A 22,353-nucleotide genomic window follows, 5' to 3' on the forward strand; every position below is an offset into this window, starting at 1 on the left:
TTAAAGATCGGCGTTATATTCTAAACTACGATCAGGATAAAGTTCAGGGGTCCACAAGGCGATCTCCGCCGCGGCCTCTTCCCGGTTCCCCGAGGCATGAATGATATTCCGGATGGAACGTTTTTCCATCAGGGCTTGCTCGGATGTATCCTGGCTGTATCGCCCTCGAACAGATTCGGGGTCGGCCGCAGCAGGAATAGTCTTACCGATAATCTCTCTTACGCGCGCAACCGCGTTATCGCCCTCGACGACCCCGATACGCACGGGACCGGAAGACATATAATCCTTGAGCCACCCCTTGACCATGTGGCCGATGGTGACAGGGTCGGTCGTGCCTAGATGCTGCTGAGGATCAAGCCCCAGAAACTGTGCATCTTTAAGCATATTTTCGCCGACTTTATTAAACCATACATCACCAAAATTATAATGCTGATCTACCTTTTGCGGATGAAGAAATATGCGCGGGGTGATCGCCGACACATAAAGATCGTTCTCCTGGAAGCTTCTAAGAATTTCCTCATCCACGCCCATCTGGACGGCATCGGGCTTAAAAATGATTAATGTTTTTTCCATATTCTATCCAATTAAGTGCCATAGGCGTATATTATTTGAAAATAACTGTCAACTACGTCTTAATGCACAGTCATATGTAGGCCCGCTTCATAATCCGAGCGGTAGGCTTCGATCTCGCTTTCATCAAGTTTGAGCTGAGCTTTCGCATCATTGACAAAAGCCTGCCACAATTCCGAAGGCTCCAGTCCGGGAGCACCAAGATCGCTGCCGAAATCAATCATCAGAACTCTTTTTTGGTCATCCACGCGAAAATCCCGCAGAATACCGCCTGAAACAGGATGAAATCCAAGCGAGGCTATACCGCCAAAAGCCCTCGCAGCTTTGGCCACAACCTCCCCGCCAAAACGCTGATAACCTTCTTCCAGCGTATACGGAACAAACTCCTCAAGGACAACGCCATTTCCATGACCAAAGACATGTGGAGACTCGACGCCCTTGGTCGCCAGAGCCTCCCGCCTTTGCATCCATTCGGTAACCTTCAGGTCGGGTAACATGGTCACGCAGGCTTTAAAAAGACACCGGACGGACTGCCCGCTGGAGTTTTTGACGGAAAACGGCATGATATAAGTCTCTCCGCCGCCCCGGACCCAAGGCTGCTCTTCAACCTCCAGAGTTTCATCTTCTGAAACGGACAATCCTTGCGAACGCATAAAAAGAGTCCGCAGAACGTCTTGTTCCTTGTCTGTATTAAAAAGATTTCGGAGTTCTTTCCTGACTTCGCTCACACAATCACCCGGTAACCACGTAAATTATTATTTCATGACAATATAAAACAGAAAGCGGATAAAGATCAAGTTAGGGAGGAAAAGTAAATAACTATAAAGACTTAACTAGATCGGCTTGATCCCGCGCGACAGGCAGAAATTCCTGAAATCCGCCTCGCTCACCTTACGGACGTCCGCAGAGTCATTGATCCTCTTGATCACACCGTTATCGAGAATAAAAGACTTCGTGTCATAATCCCCACGCTCGGCACGAAAGGGAAAGGAATCCTCGCAGGTCAATTTAATGGGGATTTCGCCCAGAATATAATAAAGGACGGAAATCTCCCCCTCCTCATCGTACTCAAAATCCTGCTCTTCCGAAATCAAGGCTGGCTCTCGTCTAAACGCTCACCCCGCACAGTTTGGGGAGCCGCCGCAGCATCCAGCCGATCAATATGTCCCTGCAATTGATCGAAAAACTGATTCTCATCATCCATAAAACTGAACGACTGGCTGGAGATCAGATTCATGTTGCCGCGTTCGGTTTTCCATGTCCGCGAAGCAAAATCAAAGCGTGCAGCACTATGGGGAATATAATCATCTTCTGTCCATGGCCCATCGGGATTGGCGGCCGGATCGTCGCGCTCCATGATGACGCAAAGAAACTCGCTCCTTCCGCTCGTATCGCAGTAAACTCCGTACTTGTTGTAGCTTTCAGCGCCCGTTTCCGGTCCTCCGCTATCCTGATACAGACGAATGCTATCGTTGTTTTTAAAAATACCTTTTAAATCTTCAATTTTTAATTTATCAGCCATAATCCATCATCCTTTAAAAATAGCACTATTCATTGTCTAGACCCATACGATGAAGATCGTCAACCATGCCCTGCAGCTTGATTTCACGGTGCCGCGAAAGTTCATGCTTGGAACGCACCTCGGGCTTAAGCAACATATCATACCCCGCATCCCGTGCTACACGCCCGTTAAAAAGTCGGCAAGCCGTAAAACTATAGGCGGCTTCCCGCTTCTCGGCTTTTGTCAATTCGCGCTCTTCGCTCGCGGCCAGATCGTGGAGAGCCTCGGCCCGGGCCTTATAGGGATGCGTTTGATCGTAAATCTTCTCAATTTGTTCCGCGACGACCTGCAACTCGACGACATGATAATCCCCGCCGGAAACGGGAACGGCCAGCTTGCAGTTCAAGGCGCGGTACCCGGTCAAATCCTTGGGATCCTCGAAAAAATCGGTCATATGCACCAGATAAATACCGCTCTTGTGCATAAGATCGGAGTTTCTGTTGCCCAAAGTTTGCTTAAGAGCGTTGATTTCCTCAGGTGTTCGTACAACCACCTTGCCCCGCACATAATCGGTAACAAGCTCGTTTCGTCCGTTGTAATCGCGCTTGGCCTTTTTCTCTGCGGCCGTCAAATCTTTGAGAGGTCCGGTAAAAGCATCATGAAGCCGAAGCTCCCGTTTACAGTTCCGCAAAAACCCCAGCAAAACCTCGTTGGCTTCAGACCGCGTCTCTAAAATACGCTCATACGGCATAAGCTGGCACGGCGACCCGCTCGTGGAATCACGAAACCGCTGTGAAACCTCATCCGCTGCTAAATACTGCAAACCCATCCCTGACAAACCTTTTAAGGCTTATTTTTATTGCTTAAAGAAAGATCATACCAAATTCGGAACTATTTTGGCAATAACGGATATTCTTAATATACACGCCTTCGCCCACCCCATTCTCCTCTTGCCTGAAGGAAAGAGAGCCGCTATACACTGTTTCCGAACAAAATAAGGGTAAAGAGAGGGAAAAATGGCTCTGCAGCGCACACTTTCGATCATCAAACCGGATGCAACCAAACGCAACCTGACCGGGTCGGTCAACACGCTCTTCGAACAGGCCGGATTACGAATTGTCGGCCAGAAGCGCATCCTCATGACCCTCCAGCAGGCGCAAAAATTCTATGAAATTCATAAGGATAGGCCATTTTTCGGCGAACTGACGGAATTCATGAGCTCCGGCCCCGTGGTCGTGCAGGTCTTGGAGGGCGAGAACGCCGTCGCCAAAAACCGCGAAGTCATGGGCGAAACCAACCCCGAAAAGGCTGCCGAAGGCACCGTTCGCAAAAAATTCGCTCTGAACATCGGTGAAAACTCCGTTCACGGCTCCGATACGCTCGAAAACGCCGCCAAAGAAATCGCCTTTTTCTTCGCTGAAACCGAAATCGTCGGCTAACGGGTCTATTTCAGCCCGTCCAGCCACTTCGTAAAAGCGATTTTTGTATTTTTATTGCTCTCTTCAAGCAGGGCGGCTTTTTTGAACGCGAGGTCCGGGTTGGAGGTTTTAGACGCTTTCTCGGCCTCCCCGGCGATCTTGCTGACCTCCGCCATACCGAAATTCGCCGCCATACCCTTCAGTTCATGGCTGCGCGCAGCAAGCCCCGCAACGTCTTTTTTCTCCAGAACCTCTTTGATTTGCTCGACGATCTCATCCGCCTTGCTCAAAAATCCCTCAAGCAGTTTGGTGAATTGATCCTTGCCCAGCGTATCCACCAGGCTTTTCAGCATTTCAAGATCAAGGAAAGTATCGCTCTTTTTCTCGGTTTTCTGTGATTTGGACATGGGCTCACTCTTGGTTTGCGGGGAAAGTTTAGGGGCATCGTCAGGGCGGACAGCTTTCTTTTCGGCTTTAAACAAGGGCTCCGCCGCCCGTGCGGATTTTCCGGAGGACGATTTATGAACAGACGCAGAATCGCCGGAGTGTTGAGCCATCAGGAACTTCTGGATCTCCGTCAGCTCTTCGTCATCATTGAAACTGAGGTCGTTTTTACGCTTTTTGCTGGCGGAAAGGGCTGAACCCTCCTTGGCCAGATCTTCGCCGTAATCCAGAGGGTCGTCTTCCTCGTCATCCTCTTCAATCTTCTGTCTGAATTCGTCGAAGGAAAATTCCTTGCTCTTATCCTCAGGCTCCGCGACCGTGTTTTTGGCGGAGACGGAGAGCGCGGTGGATTTTGATTTCTCTTCATACAATTCGCGGTCGTCAAGGCTGAGCCCGAGGTCTTTTTCAGTCAGGGATTCAAATGCGCCTTTTTCGGATATATCGGGCAGGGGATTCTCAAACTTCCCCTTGGAGGCGTTGTAGATCACTTCGTTCAATTTCCTTGGGTCGATAGGCTTCGCGACGAACCCGTTGATTTGAGCTTCGAATATTTCCCTCATTTCCTCAAGCATGACGTTTCCGGTCAGGGCAATGATCGGCGTTCGTGCGAGCGCAGTATTCGAACTGGACCGAATCTTCCGGGAGGTTTCAAGCCCGTCCATCCCCTGCATTTGTATATCCATGAAAACCAGCTGCGGCTTTTCCTTTTCGCACTGCTCAAGCGCCTCGAACCCGTTCGCGGCAAGCAGAACGTCATGCCCGTATTTTCCGAGCAGCCCCTGCAGAACTTTCCGGTTCATCTCGTTATCCTCGACGACCAAAATACGCATGGGCGGCGTGACAAGCTCCTGATCGCTAAGCGGCTCCGCAACCTCCTCGCCGCTAAGGTCTTGAAGCATGGGAAGCTCAAAGGAAAATTCTGTTCCCTTGCCGACTTCGCTGGTCACGGTGATCTTGCCGTCCATCGCGTCGATCAGGCGGTCGGAAATCGCAAGCCCAAGGCCCGTGCCGCCGTATTTGCGGGTAATGCTGGTTTCCGCCTGCGAAAAGGGCGTAAAAAGTTTCGTCTGCGCTTCTTTTGTAATGCCAATCCCCGTATCGGCCACGGCAAAGCTCACAAGAACGGTTTGCGCCGGATAATTCTCCTTTTTCCCGGGTTTGCGGGCGCTCAATTTAATGGTGACGCCGCCCTCGGGCGTGAATTTCAGCCCGTTATTGACGAGATTAAGCAGGATTTGCCGGATCCTCGTCGGATCGCCGGAAACGATTTGAGGCAGACCGTCGGCCATCTCAAGCTTAAGGTAAAGATTTTTCTGGGCCGCATGACCGGACATCAGGGTGACGACGTCTTGCGCCAGTCGCGGCAGATCAAAGGGAACATCCTCGATATCCATGCTCCCCCGTTCGATTTTCTCGAAATCGAGAATATCGTTGAGAAGAGTCATCATCGTTTCCCCGGATTTTTTGATCGTATCGACATAATCGGTTTGGGTTTTATTAAGATTGGTGTCATTCAGCAGTGAAACCATCCCCATGATCCCCGTCATCGGGGTGCGGATTTCATGGCTGACCACGGCCAGAAACGCAGATTTCGCCATGTTGGCGCGGTCGGCGACTTCCTTGGCGTGACGCATTTCCTCGGCGCGTTGGATTTCTCTTTCCCGCAATTCGCTCATCAACTCGCGCTCACGCTCGATCACACGCAAAAGGCGGGCCTGATCGGCGGATTCTTTTGATTTCTGCAGGCGGGCCATAGCTTGCGAGTCATGCTTCTGACGAACGAGGTCTTGCTTTTTCTGTTCCTCTTCATATTTGAGCGCCCGCAGACTGCCCCCGACAAAAAACGCCGCTTGCGGAATGAGCGAAAACCAGAACAGATTGACAATAAAAACACTCATCGGAAGGATATCATATGCCCCTAGGCAAAGAGCAGCAAACCCGCACAGATGAACAAGCCAGCCTGCACAGAAGAACTGGCTGCTCTCACGCATATTGGGGTTTAAAAAGTAGCAGATGGTGATACCTGCCAATATAGAAACGCAAAGGCTTCCGGCAAAAAGCCCAAAGCCGAGGGCTCCCGGCCCGAGAACGAAAAGAAACAGGCAGGAAGCCGCAACCACGAGAGCGCACAACCCAAGAATGATAATATGCTCGACCGGGTGATCGCTGCCCTCGATGCGAAGGTAGGATTTAATATGCAGAAGCGCGAAAATAACGCCCGCGCTGTAGAGCCCGATCAGGAGAGGGCCGGAAACAAGCGAACCGCTGAGGAAGGTCTGGTTGAGAATAAAATAAAGAACGCAAAGCGAGGCATAATAGAGGAGAAAAAATAAATAGGAGGACTGGCGCGTCATATACAAAAAGGTCGTGAAAACGGCCATCACGATCACGAAGAAAAGACCGCCAAGGGTTACGCTCAATTCTCCGGAGAGAAGAACGGACAGATATTTTTTCTGCGAAAGAACCTGCGGCGTAAAACTGATCGGAAAACCTTTATCGGGATGAAGATAAACGGCCAGAAGATTTGTAGCTTTAGGCTTCAGGGTTAAGGGAAGGGAAGGCCCGAGAAACACTTGCGCGGGCTCTTGCGCGTACGGCCCCGGAACACCGGGAAGTTTTAACCCGGGCGAAAGTGCGAAGACGGTGCCCGTGGTCACGTTCATAACCATGACCGAACGGGCAAGCGCCATCCGGCCACCCAGCGCATCGGAAAAATCCAGAACCCATTCGTCCTCGTCCGTGGAGTTCTCCAGTTCAAACAAAATCCAGAAAGGGGAATCGGAAAGCGGATGATGAAGGAGGTCAGACTCGGATTTATCGCCTTTCAGCCCCTTCGTTTGAAAATTCTCAACAAGGGTATTGAGGCTCACGGTTCCATTGGGATCGGGAGTAACATAGCTGTGGGAGCCGACTGTGAACTCCCGCGATGGATCCGTCAGTTTCAGCGCATCGGCAAAGGCGGAGCCGGAACTAAGCACGATTAAAAACCCAAACAGAAGCGCTGTCAGACCGCGCATGGGTAATGCCAGAGGTCTGACAGGCGGGGGAAGGGCCAGGAACGGTCTGATAAGATTAAGCATGGTCCCGAAAGTGCGTAGTTTGCCCCGAATAACGCAGAGAACGCAGAAAGGCATCTTCACCCGGTAGTGTGAACCCAAAAGGTTAAGGTTTGCTTAGGACAGGGGGCGGAAAAGCTTGATTTGATTACGTAAAATCAATAAAAACCAGCGCCAGTAAGATAAGAACAACGCACGTGACAACGACAACGGTCTTCGATACGCAGGCAAAGGAATGCCACATCTCCTGAGCCTTTTTCAGCTCTTGGGGATCGACGTCAACCGCCTGAGAATGTTCGCCCATAGCCTGCCTCCTTAAAAACATCTGCTCTTATGAATAAACTGAATCGGCCGGACCTTTCAAGCCGGATTCCCCCTGCCGCGCAGGTCTTCACACACAATCCGCACCGCCTCGGGATAGGCCAGATGCTCCTGCTCCAGAACCCGCGCCGCCAGAGTCTCCGGTGTATCGCCGGACAATATGCCAACACGCTTCTGCACGATGATCGGCCCGCTATCCATCTCAGGGTCGACATAATGAACCGTGCAGCCTGCTTCCTTTTTCCCGTCGGCCAGCGCCCGCGCATGGGTGTCCAGCCCCTTGTAATCGGGCAGCAGGGACGGGTGGATATTGATCATCCGCCCCGGCCACAACTGAACGAAATCGGCGGTCAGCACCCGCATGAAACCGGCCAGAACCACCAGTTCGGCCCCTGATTTCTCAATCTCTTTCTGCATGGCCTCTTCGAAGGAACGCCGGTCGGCATAGGCTTTATGATCCACCACAACCGCCGGAATCTGGGCCTCCCTTGCATATTCAAGCCCCTCGGCCCCCGGCCGGCTGGAGAGAACAAGGCAAATCTCGGCGGGAAACGAAGGATCGCGGCACGCATGGATGAGGGCATTGAGATTGCTCCCCCGCCCGGAGATCAGAACGGCGATTTTCAGCCTTTCTCCGCCCATGCCGTATCCATAAAGTCGATCTGTATGGCAGGGCCACCCGCCGGACGCGGCTCGATGACTCCGATCCGGCTGACCGTCTCGCCCTGTGTCTCCAGAGTTTTCCGAACAGCGTCAGCCTGGGCGGGCGCACAGATGACGACCATCCCGATCCCGCAATTCAGCGTCCGCGCCAGATCGTCGTTTTCAAGTCCTCCGGCAGCCTTGAGCCAGCCGAAAACCGCTGGCAAAGTCCAGTTCTGTACATCCAGCCGCACGGCAAGATGATCGGGAACGACGCGGGGAATATTCTCGCTCAAACCCCCGCCCGTGATATGCGCCAGCCCCCTGATGGCGGGCGATCCGGCGGAATCGTTAATTTTAAGCGCAGCCAGCAAGGGCCGCACATAAATCCGCGTCGGCACCAGCAACGCGTCGGCAAGGCTCACGCTCCCGTGTCCGTCCGTGAACGGAGCAGGGGAGTCATAGCCCAGCCCGCAATCCTTCACGATCTTCCGCACAAGTGAATAGCCGTTGGAATGAACCCCGCTGGATGCCAGGCCCAAAACGATATCCCCCGCCTGCATGGTCTCGCCGCTGATAACGCGGCTCCGGCTGACGGCTCCAACGGAAAACCCCGCAAGGTCGTAATCCCCTTCCGCGTAAAGCCCCGGCATTTCCGCCGTTTCTCCGCCGATCAGGGCGCATCCGGCCTGCGCGCACCCCTCGGCGATCCCCTGAATCACGGCCTCGGCCACGCGGTTAGCCAGTCGCCCGGTAGCGAAATAATCGAGAAAAAACAACGGCTCAGCCCCCTGAACGACTAGATCGTTCACGCACATCGCCACAAGGTCGATCCCGATCGTGTCATGCCGATCGCATTCGATGGCGATTTTGATTTTCGTTCCAACGCCGTCGGTGGAGGAGACAAGGATCGGATCATCGTATCCCGCGGCTTTCAGATCAAAAAGCGCCCCGAAACCGCCGATGGAGGACATGACGCCGCTTCTCCGGGTCTTCCCGACCATACCCTTGATCCGCTCGACAAGGTCGGCGGCCGCGTCGATATCGACCCCGGCCTCCTTGTAGGCGCTGTTTTTACTCGCTTCTTTCATGTTGCCCTGTCATATGAGGATCGCTATAAACTAAAACAAACCGCTAATTCTTCGGATCGACAAATATGGGCATATCCTATACGGCAAGCTACGGCAAGAACGCAATAATCGGCGCTCTTTTTCTTCTGGGCGTTCTTTTGTGGACGGCGGGGGGGCAGGCGCACGCCGCAGAAACCTCTCTGACGGTCGAAAACGTCTCGGTGGATGTTACCGCCGAAAATTCCGTGGCCGCCCGCGACAAGGCCTTCGAGGAAGCGCAGTTAAAAGCCTTCAAGATGTTGGCCGACCGTCTGGTCAGTGAGGGAAAAATCAGCGGCTACCGTACGCCCGATCCGATCACGATTGGCTCGATGGTCAAGGACTTCGAGGTCACGAACGAAAAACTCTCCGCCGTCCGTTATGTTGGAACTTACACTTTTCGCTTCCGCGAAGCGGCGGTAAAAAAATATTTTTCGCTCTCCAATCTGGATGTGGCGGGTGCAACTCCGACAACCTCATCGCCGGAAAATACCGAAACAAAAACCGCGCAGCCTCTGCTCGTTCTTCCCTTCTATCGTGTCGGCCAAAGCCTGAAAGTCTGGCAGGAGGGCAATCTGTGGCTGCAGGCTTGGGGCCGTGACTTGAAGGCGGACGCCCGGCCGGTGGAAATTCCTATTGGCGACCTGATGGATGTCGCCGATATCGGCGAGACGGAGGGTGTTAGCTTCAGCCCGAACGGCCTTGCCCGGATGCAAAAGCGTTACGGCGCGGGAGATGCGGCGATCATCGTGGCCGCAGCGGATGACCGTCTGGCCGCCATAAAAGGCGATTCGTCTCCGGCGTCGGGCGTGCTGACCCTGACATTCTACCGCACCGACCGCCGCCGCGCCGAGGCGGTTTACGAATTGGCCCTGACCCCGAACGCAGGCGAAAGCCGCGCACAGTTCTTCGCCCGCGCCGTTTCCTCGGCCTACGGGGTACTCAACGGCAACTGGAAAGCGAAGACGATAAAAGCCGCGGGCGGTCCCTCGCGGATGTATGTCGTTCATATTCCGATCAAGTCGATTGCCCAGTGGGTCAAGGTGCAGCAGGCGTTGCGGGGTACCTCGGGCGTAAGCCAGATGTCGGTGCTGTCCTTGAAACCGCGGGAGGCGTTCGTGCGCTTTAGCTTCGGCGGTGACGCTGCTGCCCTGCGCGAGGCGCTGGCCAATTCGGGCATGACTTTGGGTGAGCCCTACACCAGCACCTCCGTCCCGCGCTTTTCCGGCCCCGGCAATTCCACGACCGGAAAGGAAATTTATGACATAACCGTTGAGGATTCCCGGCCCGCCTCCTTCTACCGCGCACCGGAACCTTCTGCAGGGGGCGCGCAGGAGCAGGGCGTCCACACATTCTAAAGCAACTTGCGTTCTATTCTTCTCAACCATCGAATAAGGACAGGCAGAGCGTTTCATTATGACCTACACTCCGCTCAAACCGAAAACGCACCTCATTTTCTGGACGGCCGCAACCGCCGCTTTCGTCCTGATTGTCTTTTTGCTTAAGACGGTCTTGCTGCCGTTCGTTCTCGGTCTGGCCATCGCCTACCTCCTGAATCCCTTCGTCACCGAACTCGGCAAAGCCGGGTTGTCGCGCAGCCTCGCATCTCTTCTGATCCTGGGCGGCTTTGTTCTCTGTGTTTTGGCCCTGGGCGCGGTGCTGCTTCCGGCCCTTGTCCGTGAATCCGCCGATTTGATCCAGAATGCACCCGATTATGTCCGCCATCTCATCGAAACCCTCAAACCCGTCATGACCCGCATCGAGGGGCTTCTGGGCATGACCCACGAGGAAGCCGTGGATAATCTGATGAAAAACGGCAGCGGTCCGGCGGTCAAAACTCTCGATATCCTTGCCCGAAATCTGCTGGCGGGCGGGCAGGCGGTCATCGACGCCATTTCCGTGATCGTCATCATGCCCATCGTCGCCTATTTCCTGATGAAGGACTGGCCGGATGTGACCGCCTGGATTCACGGCCTCATTCCCCGCCACGCCGAAGAGTCCGTCAACGGCATCCTTAAGAATATCGACGCAAAACTCTCCGGCTTCGTCCGTGGCCAGCTGACCGTCGCGCTCATTCTCGGCCTAGCCTACGCGCTCGCCCTGACACTCGCGGGCCTGAAATACGGTTTCATGATCGGCCTCGGTTCCGGCGCACTCTCCATCATCCCGATGGTCGGCTCGGCGGTGGGGCTGGTCCTCAGTATCGCCGTCGCGTGGTTCCAGTCCGGCAATCTCGCCTTCGTGCTTTTGATCGGCGGCATTTTCATCGCCGGACAGATCATCGAAGGCAATCTCCTCACCCCCAAACTGATCGGCGACAGCGTCGGCCTGCACCCGCTCTGGATATTTTTCGCCCTTATGGCCGGCGCCAGCCTGCTCGGAGTCCTCGGAATGTTTCTCGCCGTTCCCGTGACCGCCTCGATCGGAGTCGTCACATCCTTTCTTCTTCAAAAATACAAGGACAGCCGTTACTATAACGACTTGATCCCCGAGTCGTCCGGCGGCCCTGCGAACGGCAGGAAAGCCGCCAGGGGCAGAAAAAAGAAACTTTCGCCCGAAAATGAACCCGCTCCGCCCGCAGGATAGCGAGAATAAAACCCCGACCCAGATTCCCTTCGATCTCGGCGTCCGCACCGCGATGGGCCGCGCCGATTTCCTGATCGGACCAAGCAACGAATCCGCCGTGGGCTGGATTGACCGCTGGCCCGATTGGCCCGCACCCATGCTCACCCTTCACGGTCCCGCCGCCAGTGGCAAAACGCATCTCTGCGCGGTCTGGTCCGCCGTCTCGAAGGCCGTCTTCGTCAAACCCGAACGCCTGACGCAGGAAAGCGCAGACCTTCTCATGGAAAGCGGCCCGGCCCTCATCCTCGACGGAATCGACCCGTGGATCGGCGACCGCGAGGCGGAAACCGCGCTTTTCCATCTCTATAATCTGATGCGCGAGGAACAACGCACGATGCTCGTCACCATGCGGATCGCGCCCTCCGCGCTGGACTTCGCCATCCCCGATCTGGCATCGCGCTTCCGCGCCGCGCCGATGGTGACGATCCAACCGCCGGATGAAACACTTCTGGCCGCCATTCTCATCAAGCAGTTCGCCGACCGCCAGATCCGGGTGGGTGAGGACGTGATCGCTTACGTTCTCCCGCGCATGGAGCGCTCTTTCGCCGCCGCCCGCGAAATCGTCGCGCGCGCCGACCGCCTCGCGCTGGTAGAAAAAAGCCGCATATCCATCGCGCTGATGCGAAAAATTCTCGCCGATCTTCAATCGGAATAAAGCCTCACGTCCAGCGTGCGGGCGTCGAAGGCGCGTTATAATCCAGCGGATCCATGAAATCGGTCAGTTCAAGCCCGCCCGGTCGCACATCCGCCCAGTCATCGCCCGTAAACGCAAAAACCGCGAGCGTCCCCGGCCTGAATCCTTCATTAAGCCTCTGGACGAGAGACTCGCCGCCGCGCCCGGTCAGAAGTTTTGCTAGCTGTCCGATTCCGGGATTATGGCCGGAAAGGATCACCTGTTCGAAGGAGGGGCTGACCTTCTGAATCGTGGCCAGAAGATCTCCGGGTGATCCCGTATATAAAATCATCGGCCGCGAAATATCCGTGAGGGTAATCCGCTCCTCGATCGGTTCCAGAGTCTGCCGCGTCCGCACAGCGGGTGAACACAAGGCATAGTCCGGCAAATACCCCTTCAATCGCATAATGGCGGCCAGAGCCTTCGCGTCCTCGACGCCGCGGGGAGCCAACGCCCGCTTGATGTCCTCACCGCCGCTTTCCGCCGGCAGAGCCAGCGCATGGCGCAGAAGATAAAGCCTCTTGGGAAGATTTTCGGAATCGGAAGTCATGAGGACCGCCTCAATTCCTCCACGGGAAACTTGGTGATCTTATCGCCTGAAAGCCCGATGGCCAGCTTCCCGGCTTTCAGGGCCAGCGCATCCTCCCCGAAAATATCGCGCCGCCATCCGCTCAAAGCCGGAACTTCCGCCGCATCGTCCAGCACGATAGCCTCCAGGTCGTCCTGCGAGGCGATCAACTTGGAGGCGACCCCATGCTCGGAACTCTGGATTTTCAAAAGCATCTTGAGGATATCCAGCGTGGCGGCGGCCTGCGGCGGCAGAATTTTTCGTTTCTCGACGGTCGGCCAATCGTCCTTCGGACTCTCAAGCGCGGCCTTTATGCTCTCCAGCAGCGCCTCACCGATCCGCCCGTTGGCGTGATCTTTCGGCATATTGCGGATTTTCAGAAGCTGCTCTTTCGTGCGCGGCGCCTGCGAGGCGAGATCGGCCAGCGTCTCGTCGCGCATCATCCAGTTTTTGGGAATATCGCGCTCCTGCGCCGCCTTCTCCCGCCACGCCGCCACTTCGCGTAAAACGGCCAGCGTCTTCCGGCTGGGCGACCGCAGCTTGATCCGCGTCCACGCCTCGTAGGGATCGTTGCTGTAGGTCGAGGGATCGCTGAGGATGTCCTCCTCCTGTAACAGCCACGAAACACGCCCGCGCCGCTCCAGTTCTTTTGAAAGATGAACATAAATATCGCAAAGATGCGTGACATCGCCCAGCGCGTAGGAAAGCTGGCGGTCAGTCAGAGGTCGGTGCGACCAGTCCATGAACTGCGCGCTTTTATCGATGCTTTTCTTGGCGATATCCTGCACCAGGCTGTTATACCCGACAGAATCGCCGTACCCGCAGACCATCGCTGCGATTTGCGTATCGAAGAACGGCGCGACGACTCCGCCGGTCAGATTGTAAAAGATTTCCAGATCCTGCCGCGCCGCGTGAAAGACCTTGAGAACCTTCTTGTTGCCGATCAGGTCGAACAGCGGTGAAAGGTCGATATCCTTGGAAAGCGGGTCGATCACGGCGGCGTTTTTGTCCGGCCCGCTGAGTTGCACGAGGCAAAGCTTGGGGTAATAGGTCTTCTCCCGCAGAAACTCGGTATCGATCGTAATAAAAGGCGAATCGGAGAGCTTATGGCAAAGTTCGGCAACGCCTGCGGATGTGGTAACAATCATTCGTTTTATCTGATGCCTAAGTCATAACCCGCGGCCATGATTGCAGAACGGGGCGTCAGCGTCCAGCCGCAAATTCATAAAAATAGGGCAAAAAAAAGCAGCAGATCACGCCACGCTGCGTCCGAAGCCCTTCTTATAGATGACTTCTTCGTAATTCTTGAGCTTGACGAGAATCTTATCAAGCACACGAGCATGGCGTTCGGCGGGTTCACGCTGGTTCGGCGCATAGAAATCCAGCCCGTTATGGATCAGCCGCACAAGCTGCTCGATATTTCCGATCACGGTTTGCAGGGTGCTGACCGCAGAGGAATCAAGTCCTTGCACCTGCCCGAGCAGGCCAGCATTGACATCCAGCGCCTTGACGATCGGCTTCTGGAAATCGGGAAACGGCGAAAAAAACGCCGACATCTCATCGCGCATCTTCAGTAATCGGTAAGATAAATCCTGAAATTCGCGCTTGGTTTGTAAATTTTCGCTGCTCAAAACGCCGCGCATCTCTTTAATTCCTTAAAATATTAACCCTGAATACTTGTAATAGCCCCAAAATATAGTTTTTTTTCCGCAAATGTCAAATTCCGCGCAAAAGCGGGGGGAAAACCACCCAAAAACCCTTTTGAGAAAGCGGCGCTTATGCATTATAACCAAGTCTAACTGTCGAAAATAAAAGGATAAAAGACGATGCACGCCTACAGGACGCATATGTGCGGTGAACTTCGGAAAACGCAGGTGGGACAGGAGGTTAAGCTCTCCGGCTGGATATCCCGCGTCCGTAATCACGGCGGCGTGCTGTTCATCGACCTGCGCGACCGCAGCGGCGTCACCCAGTGCGTCGTGGAGGAAAACTCGCCTCTGCTGAAGGAAATCGAGCAATGGCGCGTCGAATCGGTCATCACCGTGACGGGCAAGGTCTCCGCCCGCACCGCCGAGACGATCAACCCCAAAATGCCCACGGGCGAAATCGAGATCGTAATCGCGCAGGTCATCCTGCAATCCGCCGCCGACGTCATTCCCTTTCAGGTCGCCGAGGACGATGGCGCGGGGGAGGATATCCGCCTGCGCTACCGCTATCTCGACCTCCGCCGCGAAAAAATGCAGAAAAACATCGCCTTGCGGAACGGCGTGATCCGCTCCATCCGCGAACGGATGCACGGGCAGGGCTTTCAGGAATTCCAGACCCCCATCCTGACCGCCAGCTCCCCCGAAGGTGCCCGCGATTACCTGGTGCCCTCACGCCTGCACCCCGGAAAGTTTTACGCCCTGCCGCAGGCACCGCAGCAATTCAAGCAGCTCCTGATGGTCGGCGGCTTCGATAGATATTTCCAGATCGCGCCCTGTTTCCGCGACGAGGATGGCCGCGCCGACCGCCTCGCCGAGTTCTACCAACTCGACGTGGAGATGAGCTTCGTCACGCAGGAGGACGTCTTCGCCACCATGACACCCGTGATAAAAGGTGTGTTCGAGGAATTCGCGGATTTCACCGGAACAAAACACAAAATCGAATGGCTGCCCAACCTCGATTATAAAACCGCGATGCGGAAATACGGCTCCGACAAGCCGGACCTAAGAAACCCGCTGGAGATCGTCGATGTGACCGAAGTGTTCGCCCGCCCCGACGTGGAATTCAAGGCCTTCAAGGGCACGATCGAAAAGGGCGGCGTCGTCCGCGCTATCCGTGCGCCAAAGGTTTCAGCGCAACCGCGCAGCTTCTTCGACAAGCTCAACAGCTGGGCGCAGGGCGAAGGCGCCCCCGGACTAGGCTATATCCTCTTCGATGGACCGGAAGGCAAAGGCCCGATTGCAAAATTCGTCCCGCCCGCCGCGCAGGAACACCTGAAAAAAGTCGCAAATCTCGAAGACGGCGACGCCATCTTCTTCGTCTGCAACAAGGAGTCCGAAGCCGCCAAATTCGCCGGCAAGGCGCGTGATAAAATCTGCGATGATATGGGCATCCGCGAAAAGGGTGTTTACAAATTCTGCTGGATCGTTGATTTCCCGATGTACGAGTTTGATGAGAAGGCGCAGAAAGTAGACTTCTCCCACAACCCGTTCTCCATGCCGCAGGGCGGCCTTGACGCGCTCAATAACAAAGACCCCGTCACGATTGACGCGTATCAGTACGATTGCGTGTGCAACGGCTTCGAAATCGCCTCCGGCGCGATCCGCAACCACAAACCGGAGATCATGGAAAAGGCCTTCGCCCTCGCGGGTTACGAGAAAGCGGTGCTGGAAGCCAAATTCGGCGGAATGCTGAACGCCTTCCGCTTCGGCGCCCCCCCGCACGGCGGCTGCGCCTTCGGGATCGACCGCCTTGTGATGCTGCTCGCCGACGAGCCGAACCTGCGCGAAGTTTACGCCTTCGTCATGAACGGCCAGTACGAGGACCAGATGATGCAGGCGCCCTCAACGGCAAGCGAGCAGCAGCTCCGCGACCTGCATTTGAAACTGAACCTGCCGAAGGACAAGCTGAAGATCACCGACGCGGCGGAGTAGGCGTATCTATCCCACGGGACTAAGTCTGCGGCCTTTGTCCCTGTCGAACGAAAAACAGCGGATCGGGCGCGGATAATCGTGCAGAGTTCCTGTTTTCAAGCCAAACGGACTAAGTCCGGTTAGTCCGGTTCAGGCACTTATATATTTTACATAATCACAAATATGAGGTGCAGGAAGGTAGGTTACGATGCAATTTTAGGAATATTTGCACATTTTGTCAAATTTCATTACCCCTCTCCCTTTCGGGCTTCGCCCTCTTTCCCTCTCCCCCTGTTCCGGGGGAGAGGGAGTAAGGGAGAGGGGGTGAGCGTATAGAAAGACTCTGCCCGCAATCGTCACCCCGGCGCAGGCCAGGGTCCACCTCTGATATGTTTACAGTGGATTCCGGCCTTCGCCGGAATCACAGCGAGGGCGTAATAACAGGCCCAGCAAGCTTCGCGTCTTTGAGTCTTTGCGATTCAAAGGCTACACGCTGTGCCCATGGCTTTTCATCGCCAAGCCGCGAAGACGCAAAGCGTTATGAGCAAACGGTCTCTGTTTTTCTCTGTCTGGCTCTGTGGTAAAAAGGTATCCGGTTGCCCGCCTACGCGGGCATGACAGCGAAGTTTTTATCTTCTTAATGTTGCCGATATTCTTTGTGCGGGCGGCGTTGAAGAGATACCTGAGCCAAATGGCTCGGATCAAATACGAAAAATTCTGGAAATACTTAAAGATAAAAAAAGAGTTGTAGCATGATGATTGAATGCGAAAAGCACAAACCTTATCAGTCAGGAGTACAACTATCTCCAGATTTAAAGAAGGCAATACGAAGCGGGGGCATAATCCCAAAGTTTCGTATCCTTCAGTATTCTTACCTTGGCGATATTTGTGATGAATTTTTTCTATCAGACGAGTTCTGTAGAAAGCATAACATCACCGAGGAGGGGGAGATTGAACTGCCTCGCCAATATCCTGAATGGATACATGAACTGGCGGCGATTTGTGAAAAATGCTTTCAGGAAGTCATATAAAAAATGGATTCCGGCCTTCGCCGGAATGACAACGAAAGTATGAAGGGAGGGCGCGGCAAGCTTCGCGCCTTTGCGTCTTCGCGATTCAAAGGCTACACGCCGCACCTCCTCTTGGCATCCCCGCGAAGGCGGGGATCCAGAAGTAATAAACTACAGAGACAAACAGAGGTAAACAGAGACCAGTGGCGCGAAAATCTCTGTTTTTCTCTGCGTTCTCTGTAGTTTATTGAATAGGTTCCTGCTTACGCAGGAATGACAAAACAATTTCGCCGTGCGCGTTGTGATCGTTGTGTTTAAAAACTCTGCGGCCTCTGCGCCTCTGCGGTGAAAATGGATTCCGGCCTTCGCCGGAATGACCGTGTTGGTATATGATACCCGCATGACTCACGAAACCCGCCAGAAATCCCTCCCCATCCTCGGCCTTGACATCGCCTATACCGACACCGGGCCGGAAAATGGCCGCGTGCTGTTCTGCGTCCACGGGCTGCTCTCCAACGGGCGGGATTACGATTTTCTAGCAACACACATGGCAGCAAAAGGCTTCCGCGTCATCGCCATGGATGTGCCGGGCCGGGGCAAAAGCAGCCGCTTCTCCGAACCCGGATTTTATACCCTCAGCTCGTATCTTCCCTTCTGCCTCGAACTCGCCAAAGTGATCACACGGGGCCGTCCGTTCGACTGGCTCGGCGTCTCCCTCGGCGGCATGATCGGCATGAGCCTGCACACCCACGCCGACCTGAAGATGGAGCGCCTGATCCTCGTCGATATCGGCCCGGAAATTCCCGGCCCCGCGCTCGATCTCGTCTCCGGCCTCGCCAAAGCGCCCACACACTACGAAACGAAAGACGAGGCCGTCGCCTTCCTGAAAAAACGCTGCGCCGCGTGGGGCATCACCGACCCTGCCGTGTGGGACCATTTGATCGAACACAATATCGTCACGCAGGCGGACGGCACGGTCAAAATGCATTACGACTCCGCCATCGGCGCCGCGCTGAAGGATCAGGGCAACGAAACCCTCGCCTTCTGGGAAGGCTGGGCGCTGATCAAACAGCCCCTGCTGCTCATCCGCGGTGGCCAGTCGGTCATCCTGCCCAGGGACATCGCCGACCGGATGCAGCGCGAATACACGGGTCCATCCATGGAAACAATCACCTTCCCCTTCTGCGGCCACGTCCCCAACCTCATGCAGCCCGAACAGATCGAGCCGCTATCGGATTGGCTGCGCGCCTCGCAAAGGGTTGTCTGACCCGCCCCGTATCAGGTAAAGTTTTAGAAGGAAAACAGGGCGGGGGAAGAATGGCGGGTCCAAGAATTTATAACGGGTTTGCCGGAACGGTCGGCTATACGGTCACGGCCATCACGGGCCGCGTCCTGCATATGGACGCACAGACCTCCTTGAACGTCAGCACGACAACCTCCACGGGCGGAGGCACAGGCTACGTCTCCCCGCTGTCCGGGCATATCTCTCTGCCCTCCGTCAGCACGACGACCAGCGCCAATAGCGTCACCACCCGCACCGTATTCCTGATGCGCGACGACGGGCAGGAAGACTCCCTGAGCCTCCGGTCTGTTCACTTCGAGGCGCGTCCGGATAACATCGTCACCTTCTTCACCATTCAAAAACAGGGCGACAAGTATGTCTATTACTTCCGCATCGTGAATCACAGCACCGGCAAGGTCTTCGACCGGGAGCAGGATTTGATGACGGAGGTCTTCGATGCGATCGGCTGGGCGATCATCGGCGCTCTGGTTTATCTGGTTGTAGGCATCATCTATTTGATGAACGAATACGCCTGGCCGTTTTTGGGCGCTTTATGTCTCAACGGATTCCTGTCGTTCTTCGTCTTCTTTATCCTGGGCATCCCTTGCGACTCGGTGATGAAGGAGCGGATGCGGATTTTCAAATCCTCTCCCGCCTGGCGCGACGCGGAGAATGCGGCCGGACAGAGGGCATAGAAAATTTCAGCGGAAATCCTCCCATATCGGCCCCTCCCAGCCTTCGTCGCTGAACGGATCGTCGGGCACTTTGGTTTGAGTTGTATTTTTCATGCGATGCTTGCGGACCCAAAGATAATAGCCGCTCAACACACCGCAGAAAATGTAGGGAAGCATGATAAAACACAAAAAGATTAGGGTCGCTGTCAGATAAAAAGAATGGTCTCGAGAGAAATACGTTTGTGTTGTTTCTATGAATTCTAGAGAAAACACAGGTAGCGCAAAGAGAGGGAAAAGGGCAATGCTAAGACAAAAGAAGAAAGAAATTCGTAAGCCTTTTAAAAGCTTTCGGGCCTCAGAGTTGGATAAAATTCTGCCTGTCGCTCTGGCCGGAAGATACAGACAGTGGCCCATTATAAAAACAAACCCCGCGATATTGATTAGATAATAAAAAATGAGAAAGGTTGGAATATTCGATAAGGACAAAACGATGAACTCGTAAATTTGTTCGGGAAGGATTAAACTAAGCCCGTAGAACAGAAAAAGACAGATCGCCGCTATACCCAAAGCGATAAACCCGCTGAAATAATCAATGCCGATCATTTGCGCGATCATGCAAAAAGCAATTTTCCATTCTTTAAGCGGATGACAGAAATTATTTTTAGAAACACCGTTGATGACAGCACGCATCCATCCGGCGCACATTGCAGAAAAAGATAAAAGGAGAATCACCGCAAACGAGAAGCCGGGCACAATAAGAGCGTACTCCGCCCACGGGAGAAATTGAGTATCGCCAAGGTAGTAATCCCAGACAAACAGGGAAAAAAGGCAAAGAAAAAAAGGCCACCCCAGCCACAGCGCGTGTCGAAAGTTCCGCAGAAGAAAAACCCATGCCGCAACGGCAGTCCCTATGATCGGGGGCGGCGCGGAGTAGCGCTGCAGGCTCATAGATTTAATCGCCGATCAGCGGCGGAGGCGGGGGGGTAATCTCTTCTTTCTCGCCCGCGCCGGAGCCGGAAGAACTGTCGCCGGATTTTCCGCCACGTCCGCCCTTGCCCTTGCCACCGCTCGATGAACCCTTGTCCTCACTCTCCCCGCGCACGGTGGCCTCGGGGACGACATCGGGAAACATCTCCGCCTTGCGCCGCACATATTCGGAAATCCGCGTGAGCGGAGAAGGGCGGCTCACCGCCCGGTTAGGGCTGACATTGCCGGTTTTGACGTCATGAAGATCCTGCTCCATCTTCTGATGGACCTGCACGACCTCGGCGGCCGTATTGGCCTCGGCCAGCTCTGTTTCGTGCTTTTCCAGCCGTCGCTTCATCCATTTCAGGATCCCGCGTTCCGCGTGGGTGGCCTTCATCGCCTCGGCCATCGCCGGGGTCGCCGCCGCCGCCGCGATGCTGGCATCAATCGCCATGACCTGACTGACGATCTCAGCCCTGACGGAATGGATGCGCTTATGAACATTGTAGTGAATGGTATCGAAGCAACTCTCCATCTGGGCCAGCATTTTGTTAAACTCGATCCAGAATTCCTCCTGGCGCCTTTTTTTCGCCAGAGCGGAGTTAGGCTCCTCCGCCAACATGGATGTATGCCCGAACGTGTGGACCTGATGCTGCATATAGCCATAGGTATAGCCCTGCAACTCCAGCATCATCAGAATCATGCTGCGGAGTTCCACAGGCATATTGTCGAGGCCGAAACTGTGCGGCTTTTCTAGATACTCAAGAAGATCCGTAACCCCGTCCAGATCGCTGGGGCTAATGACATCGTCTTCCAGTGCAAGGGCGGCACCCATGATGAATCACCTTTATTAAGTTTGTTCTTCTGCGCCGGAGGATAGAGAAAACCGCATCCCTTGTCAAAGAACGGGCCGGAGATAAGTCATAACAACTTGTTAATAAAGGATAAAGCCCGGACTGCGAGGGAGGGGCGCAATCCGGGCTTTGGGGGAGGCATCCGCCGCCAGGGGATCAGGGATTTGGGGATGTCAGGCGCGGCAGACGCTAATCCGAATAATTTTTGTTCGGGCTAATGAGCCAGGGCTTTTCTCCCCTGTTTTTGTTCGTACATTTCCTGGTCGGCGCTTTCGAGGATATCCTCGATCCGGTCGCCGGAAATGAAATTCCGCAGACCGACGCTGGCGGTAATCGGGATCGTCTTTCCGTTCCATTCGGCCGTAAGATTGTTCAGCCGCAGGGCCATTTGCTGCGCCCGCTTCATGGCTTTCTCGCGGTTCGTGCGCGGAAAGAGCAGGATAAACTCATCCCCGCCCAGCCGCGCCGCCGTATCCATGGCGCGGATTTCGCCCATCAGAAAGGTGGCCACTTTCTTCAGGCACGCGTCTCCGGCCTGATGTCCGTAAGTGTCGTTGATCGCCTTGAAATTATCGAGGTCGATCATGATCAGAAGCCCGCCTTCGTTCAAATCGCGGTTCACGCGATCCATCTCCCGGCCCAGCGTCTGAAAAAATCCGCGCCGGTTGGTAATGCCCGTGAGTTCATCGGTGGTCAGCACGGATTCCAAAGCCTCAATCCTTTGCTTTTGTTCGCGGATCGTTGTCTCCGAACGGGCGATGGCCCGGTACGCGGTCTTCAGCAGTTCCTTGATGTCAACACCGTCAACGCTCTCCTGCCCGGAACCTCCGAGAAGATCGAAGATATCCAGCGCCCCGTCCAGAAACCCTTCCGAGCGGGTCAGCTCCAGTTTCCGGTCGCTCGCCGATTTTTGCCTCTTGGCATAAGCAGTGTGAATAAGATCCGCAGTCATAACAGCTACCCTTTCCCTAATATGCCCGGCACCTCCGGGAAGTTCTCTCTCCACGAAAGCCTTGCGATCTT

At 54.8% G+C, this 22,353-nt stretch carries 23 protein-coding genes; 8 read left to right on the plus strand and 15 right to left on the minus strand.

The features are described from left to right. From IPN28_05130 to IPN28_05150, 5 genes are all read right to left on the minus strand, one after another. Entirely contained in the window at positions 1-573 is a 573-nt protein-coding gene (locus IPN28_05130) for a nucleoside-diphosphate kinase (protein ID QQS58204.1), read from the minus strand. A 59-nt stretch (positions 574-632) separates the two neighbouring features. Then, the gene (locus tag IPN28_05135) at positions 633-1,298 is read right to left on the minus strand and encodes a hypothetical protein (protein QQS58205.1); all 666 of its coding nucleotides are present in this window, start codon (positions 1,296-1,298) and stop codon (positions 633-635) included. Between the two features lie 105 nt (positions 1,299-1,403). Continuing rightward, positions 1,404-1,664 carry a hypothetical protein gene (locus tag IPN28_05140; GenBank protein ID QQS58206.1) on the minus strand — a complete coding sequence of 87 codons (261 nt, stop codon included), beginning with the start codon at positions 1,662-1,664 and terminating at the stop codon, positions 1,404-1,406. Then, complete coding sequence (locus IPN28_05145; protein ID QQS58207.1) at positions 1,661-2,092, minus strand: hypothetical protein; 432 nt, start codon at positions 2,090-2,092, stop codon at positions 1,661-1,663. Before IPN28_05145 ends, IPN28_05140 begins: the two co-directional genes overlap by 4 nt. Positions 2,093-2,117: 25 nt before the next feature. After that, positions 2,118-2,900 carry a hypothetical protein gene (locus IPN28_05150; protein QQS58208.1) on the minus strand — a complete coding sequence of 261 codons (783 nt, stop codon included), beginning with the start codon at positions 2,898-2,900 and terminating at the stop codon, positions 2,118-2,120. Between the two features lie 187 nt (positions 2,901-3,087). Between IPN28_05150 and ndk the strand changes: the two genes are divergently transcribed. After that, the gene (gene ndk, locus IPN28_05155) at positions 3,088-3,510 is read left to right on the plus strand and encodes a nucleoside-diphosphate kinase (GenBank protein ID QQS58209.1); all 423 of its coding nucleotides are present in this window, start codon (positions 3,088-3,090) and stop codon (positions 3,508-3,510) included. Positions 3,511-3,515: 5 nt separating this feature from the next. Here ndk and IPN28_05160 read toward each other — a convergent pair whose 3' ends face one another. The 4 genes from IPN28_05160 to IPN28_05175 form a co-directional block, all read right to left on the minus strand. Further along, a complete protein-coding gene (locus IPN28_05160) occupies positions 3,516-6,950 on the minus strand; it encodes a response regulator (GenBank protein ID QQS58210.1) in 3,435 nt (1,144 codons plus the stop codon). Between the two features lie 187 nt (positions 6,951-7,137). After that, a complete protein-coding gene (locus IPN28_05165) occupies positions 7,138-7,293 on the minus strand; it encodes an aa3-type cytochrome c oxidase subunit IV (protein ID QQS58211.1) in 156 nt (51 codons plus the stop codon). A gap of 56 nt (positions 7,294-7,349) precedes the next feature. Next, the gene (locus IPN28_05170) at positions 7,350-7,952 is read right to left on the minus strand and encodes a phosphoribosylglycinamide formyltransferase (protein QQS58212.1); all 603 of its coding nucleotides are present in this window, start codon (positions 7,950-7,952) and stop codon (positions 7,350-7,352) included. Beyond that, complete coding sequence (locus IPN28_05175; protein QQS58213.1) at positions 7,934-9,043, minus strand: phosphoribosylformylglycinamidine cyclo-ligase; 1,110 nt, start codon at positions 9,041-9,043, stop codon at positions 7,934-7,936. Before IPN28_05175 ends, IPN28_05170 begins: the two co-directional genes overlap by 19 nt. A 65-nt stretch (positions 9,044-9,108) precedes the next feature. On the opposite strand from IPN28_05175, the gene IPN28_05180 reads away from it, so the two are divergent. The 3 genes from IPN28_05180 to IPN28_05190 are packed head-to-tail and all read left to right on the plus strand — an operon-like array spanning position 9,109 to position 12,341. Beyond that, positions 9,109-10,419 (plus strand): DUF2066 domain-containing protein, encoded by a 1,311-nt coding sequence (locus tag IPN28_05180; protein ID QQS58214.1) that lies wholly within the window; start codon positions 9,109-9,111, stop codon positions 10,417-10,419. A gap of 58 nt (positions 10,420-10,477) precedes the next feature. After that, on the plus strand, positions 10,478-11,647 hold the full coding sequence (locus IPN28_05185; GenBank protein ID QQS58215.1) for an AI-2E family transporter: 1,170 nt from the start codon (positions 10,478-10,480) through the stop codon (positions 11,645-11,647). Then, the gene (locus IPN28_05190; GenBank protein ID QQS58216.1) at positions 11,622-12,341 is read left to right on the plus strand and encodes a DNA replication protein; all 720 of its coding nucleotides are present in this window, start codon (positions 11,622-11,624) and stop codon (positions 12,339-12,341) included. Before IPN28_05185 ends, IPN28_05190 begins: the two co-directional genes overlap by 26 nt. A 4-nt stretch (positions 12,342-12,345) precedes the next feature. Here the strand turns inward: IPN28_05190 and IPN28_05195 are convergent, their stop codons facing one another. The 3 genes from IPN28_05195 to IPN28_05205 form a co-directional block, all read right to left on the minus strand. Further along, positions 12,346-12,909 carry a histidine phosphatase family protein gene (locus IPN28_05195; GenBank protein ID QQS58217.1) on the minus strand — a complete coding sequence of 188 codons (564 nt, stop codon included), beginning with the start codon at positions 12,907-12,909 and terminating at the stop codon, positions 12,346-12,348. After that, positions 12,906-14,075: a ribonuclease D gene (gene rnd / locus IPN28_05200; protein ID QQS58218.1), complete on the minus strand. Its 1,170-nt coding sequence runs from the start codon at positions 14,073-14,075 to the stop codon at positions 12,906-12,908. The genes IPN28_05195 and rnd overlap by 4 nt, the downstream gene beginning before the upstream one ends. A gap of 105 nt (positions 14,076-14,180) precedes the next feature. Further along, positions 14,181-14,570: a hypothetical protein gene (locus IPN28_05205; GenBank protein QQS58219.1), complete on the minus strand. Its 390-nt coding sequence runs from the start codon at positions 14,568-14,570 to the stop codon at positions 14,181-14,183. A 183-nt stretch (positions 14,571-14,753) separates the two neighbouring features. On the opposite strand from IPN28_05205, the gene aspS reads away from it, so the two are divergent. The 4 genes from aspS to IPN28_05225 all read left to right on the plus strand — a co-directional run bounded on the left by aspS (position 14,754) and on the right by IPN28_05225 (position 19,531). Further along, positions 14,754-16,565: an aspartate--tRNA ligase gene (gene aspS, locus IPN28_05210; protein QQS58220.1), complete on the plus strand. Its 1,812-nt coding sequence runs from the start codon at positions 14,754-14,756 to the stop codon at positions 16,563-16,565. 731 nt (positions 16,566-17,296) lie between these two features. Further along, the gene (locus IPN28_05215) at positions 17,297-17,575 is read left to right on the plus strand and encodes a hypothetical protein (protein ID QQS58221.1); all 279 of its coding nucleotides are present in this window, start codon (positions 17,297-17,299) and stop codon (positions 17,573-17,575) included. A gap of 379 nt (positions 17,576-17,954) precedes the next feature. Further along, entirely contained in the window at positions 17,955-18,821 is an 867-nt protein-coding gene (locus IPN28_05220) for an alpha/beta hydrolase (protein QQS58222.1), read from the plus strand. A gap of 50 nt (positions 18,822-18,871) precedes the next feature. Further along, the gene (locus IPN28_05225; GenBank protein QQS58223.1) at positions 18,872-19,531 is read left to right on the plus strand and encodes a hypothetical protein; all 660 of its coding nucleotides are present in this window, start codon (positions 18,872-18,874) and stop codon (positions 19,529-19,531) included. 6 nt (positions 19,532-19,537) lie between these two features. Here IPN28_05225 and IPN28_05230 read toward each other — a convergent pair whose 3' ends face one another. From IPN28_05230 to IPN28_05240, 3 genes are all read right to left on the minus strand, one after another. Further along, on the minus strand, positions 19,538-20,458 hold the full coding sequence (locus IPN28_05230; protein QQS58224.1) for a hypothetical protein: 921 nt from the start codon (positions 20,456-20,458) through the stop codon (positions 19,538-19,540). A gap of 4 nt (positions 20,459-20,462) precedes the next feature. Beyond that, on the minus strand, positions 20,463-21,311 hold the full coding sequence (locus tag IPN28_05235; GenBank protein QQS58225.1) for a hypothetical protein: 849 nt from the start codon (positions 21,309-21,311) through the stop codon (positions 20,463-20,465). Between the two features lie 233 nt (positions 21,312-21,544). Further along, entirely contained in the window at positions 21,545-22,282 is a 738-nt protein-coding gene (locus IPN28_05240; GenBank protein ID QQS58226.1) for a GGDEF domain-containing protein, read from the minus strand. Between the last annotated feature and the right edge of the window lie 71 nt (positions 22,283-22,353).

Source organism: Alphaproteobacteria bacterium, from assembly GCA_016699735.1.
GTDB lineage: Bacteria > Pseudomonadota > Alphaproteobacteria > Micavibrionales > Micavibrionaceae > JAGNKE01.

Coding starts and splice junctions, on each gene's coding strand:
- IPN28_05130 (QQS58204.1), bottom strand. CDS start 573: ATGGAAAAAACATTAATCATTTTTAAGCCCGATGCCGTCCAGATGGGC.
- IPN28_05145 (QQS58207.1), bottom strand. CDS start 2,092: ATGGCTGATAAATTAAAAATTGAAGATTTAAAAGGTATTTTTAAAAAC.
- IPN28_05150 (QQS58208.1), bottom strand. CDS start 2,900: ATGGGTTTGCAGTATTTAGCAGCGGATGAGGTTTCACAGCGGTTTCGT.
- ndk (QQS58209.1), top strand. CDS start 3,088: ATGGCTCTGCAGCGCACACTTTCGATCATCAAACCGGATGCAACCAAA.
- IPN28_05160 (QQS58210.1), bottom strand. CDS start 6,950: ATGCGCGGTCTGACAGCGCTTCTGTTTGGGTTTTTAATCGTGCTTAGT.
- IPN28_05165 (QQS58211.1), bottom strand. CDS start 7,293: ATGGGCGAACATTCTCAGGCGGTTGACGTCGATCCCCAAGAGCTGAAA.
- IPN28_05170 (QQS58212.1), bottom strand. CDS start 7,952: ATGGGCGGAGAAAGGCTGAAAATCGCCGTTCTGATCTCCGGGCGGGGG.
- IPN28_05175 (QQS58213.1), bottom strand. CDS start 9,043: ATGAAAGAAGCGAGTAAAAACAGCGCCTACAAGGAGGCCGGGGTCGAT.
- IPN28_05180 (QQS58214.1), top strand. CDS start 9,109: ATGGGCATATCCTATACGGCAAGCTACGGCAAGAACGCAATAATCGGC.
- IPN28_05185 (QQS58215.1), top strand. CDS start 10,478: ATGACCTACACTCCGCTCAAACCGAAAACGCACCTCATTTTCTGGACG.
- IPN28_05190 (QQS58216.1), top strand. CDS start 11,622: ATGAACCCGCTCCGCCCGCAGGATAGCGAGAATAAAACCCCGACCCAG.
- IPN28_05195 (QQS58217.1), bottom strand. CDS start 12,909: ATGACTTCCGATTCCGAAAATCTTCCCAAGAGGCTTTATCTTCTGCGC.
- rnd (QQS58218.1), bottom strand. CDS start 14,075: ATGATTGTTACCACATCCGCAGGCGTTGCCGAACTTTGCCATAAGCTC.
- IPN28_05205 (QQS58219.1), bottom strand. CDS start 14,570: ATGCGCGGCGTTTTGAGCAGCGAAAATTTACAAACCAAGCGCGAATTT.
- aspS (QQS58220.1), top strand. CDS start 14,754: ATGCACGCCTACAGGACGCATATGTGCGGTGAACTTCGGAAAACGCAG.
- IPN28_05215 (QQS58221.1), top strand. CDS start 17,297: ATGATGATTGAATGCGAAAAGCACAAACCTTATCAGTCAGGAGTACAA.
- IPN28_05220 (QQS58222.1), top strand. CDS start 17,955: ATGACTCACGAAACCCGCCAGAAATCCCTCCCCATCCTCGGCCTTGAC.
- IPN28_05225 (QQS58223.1), top strand. CDS start 18,872: ATGGCGGGTCCAAGAATTTATAACGGGTTTGCCGGAACGGTCGGCTAT.
- IPN28_05230 (QQS58224.1), bottom strand. CDS start 20,458: ATGAGCCTGCAGCGCTACTCCGCGCCGCCCCCGATCATAGGGACTGCC.
- IPN28_05235 (QQS58225.1), bottom strand. CDS start 21,311: ATGGGTGCCGCCCTTGCACTGGAAGACGATGTCATTAGCCCCAGCGAT.
- IPN28_05240 (QQS58226.1), bottom strand. CDS start 22,282: ATGACTGCGGATCTTATTCACACTGCTTATGCCAAGAGGCAAAAATCG.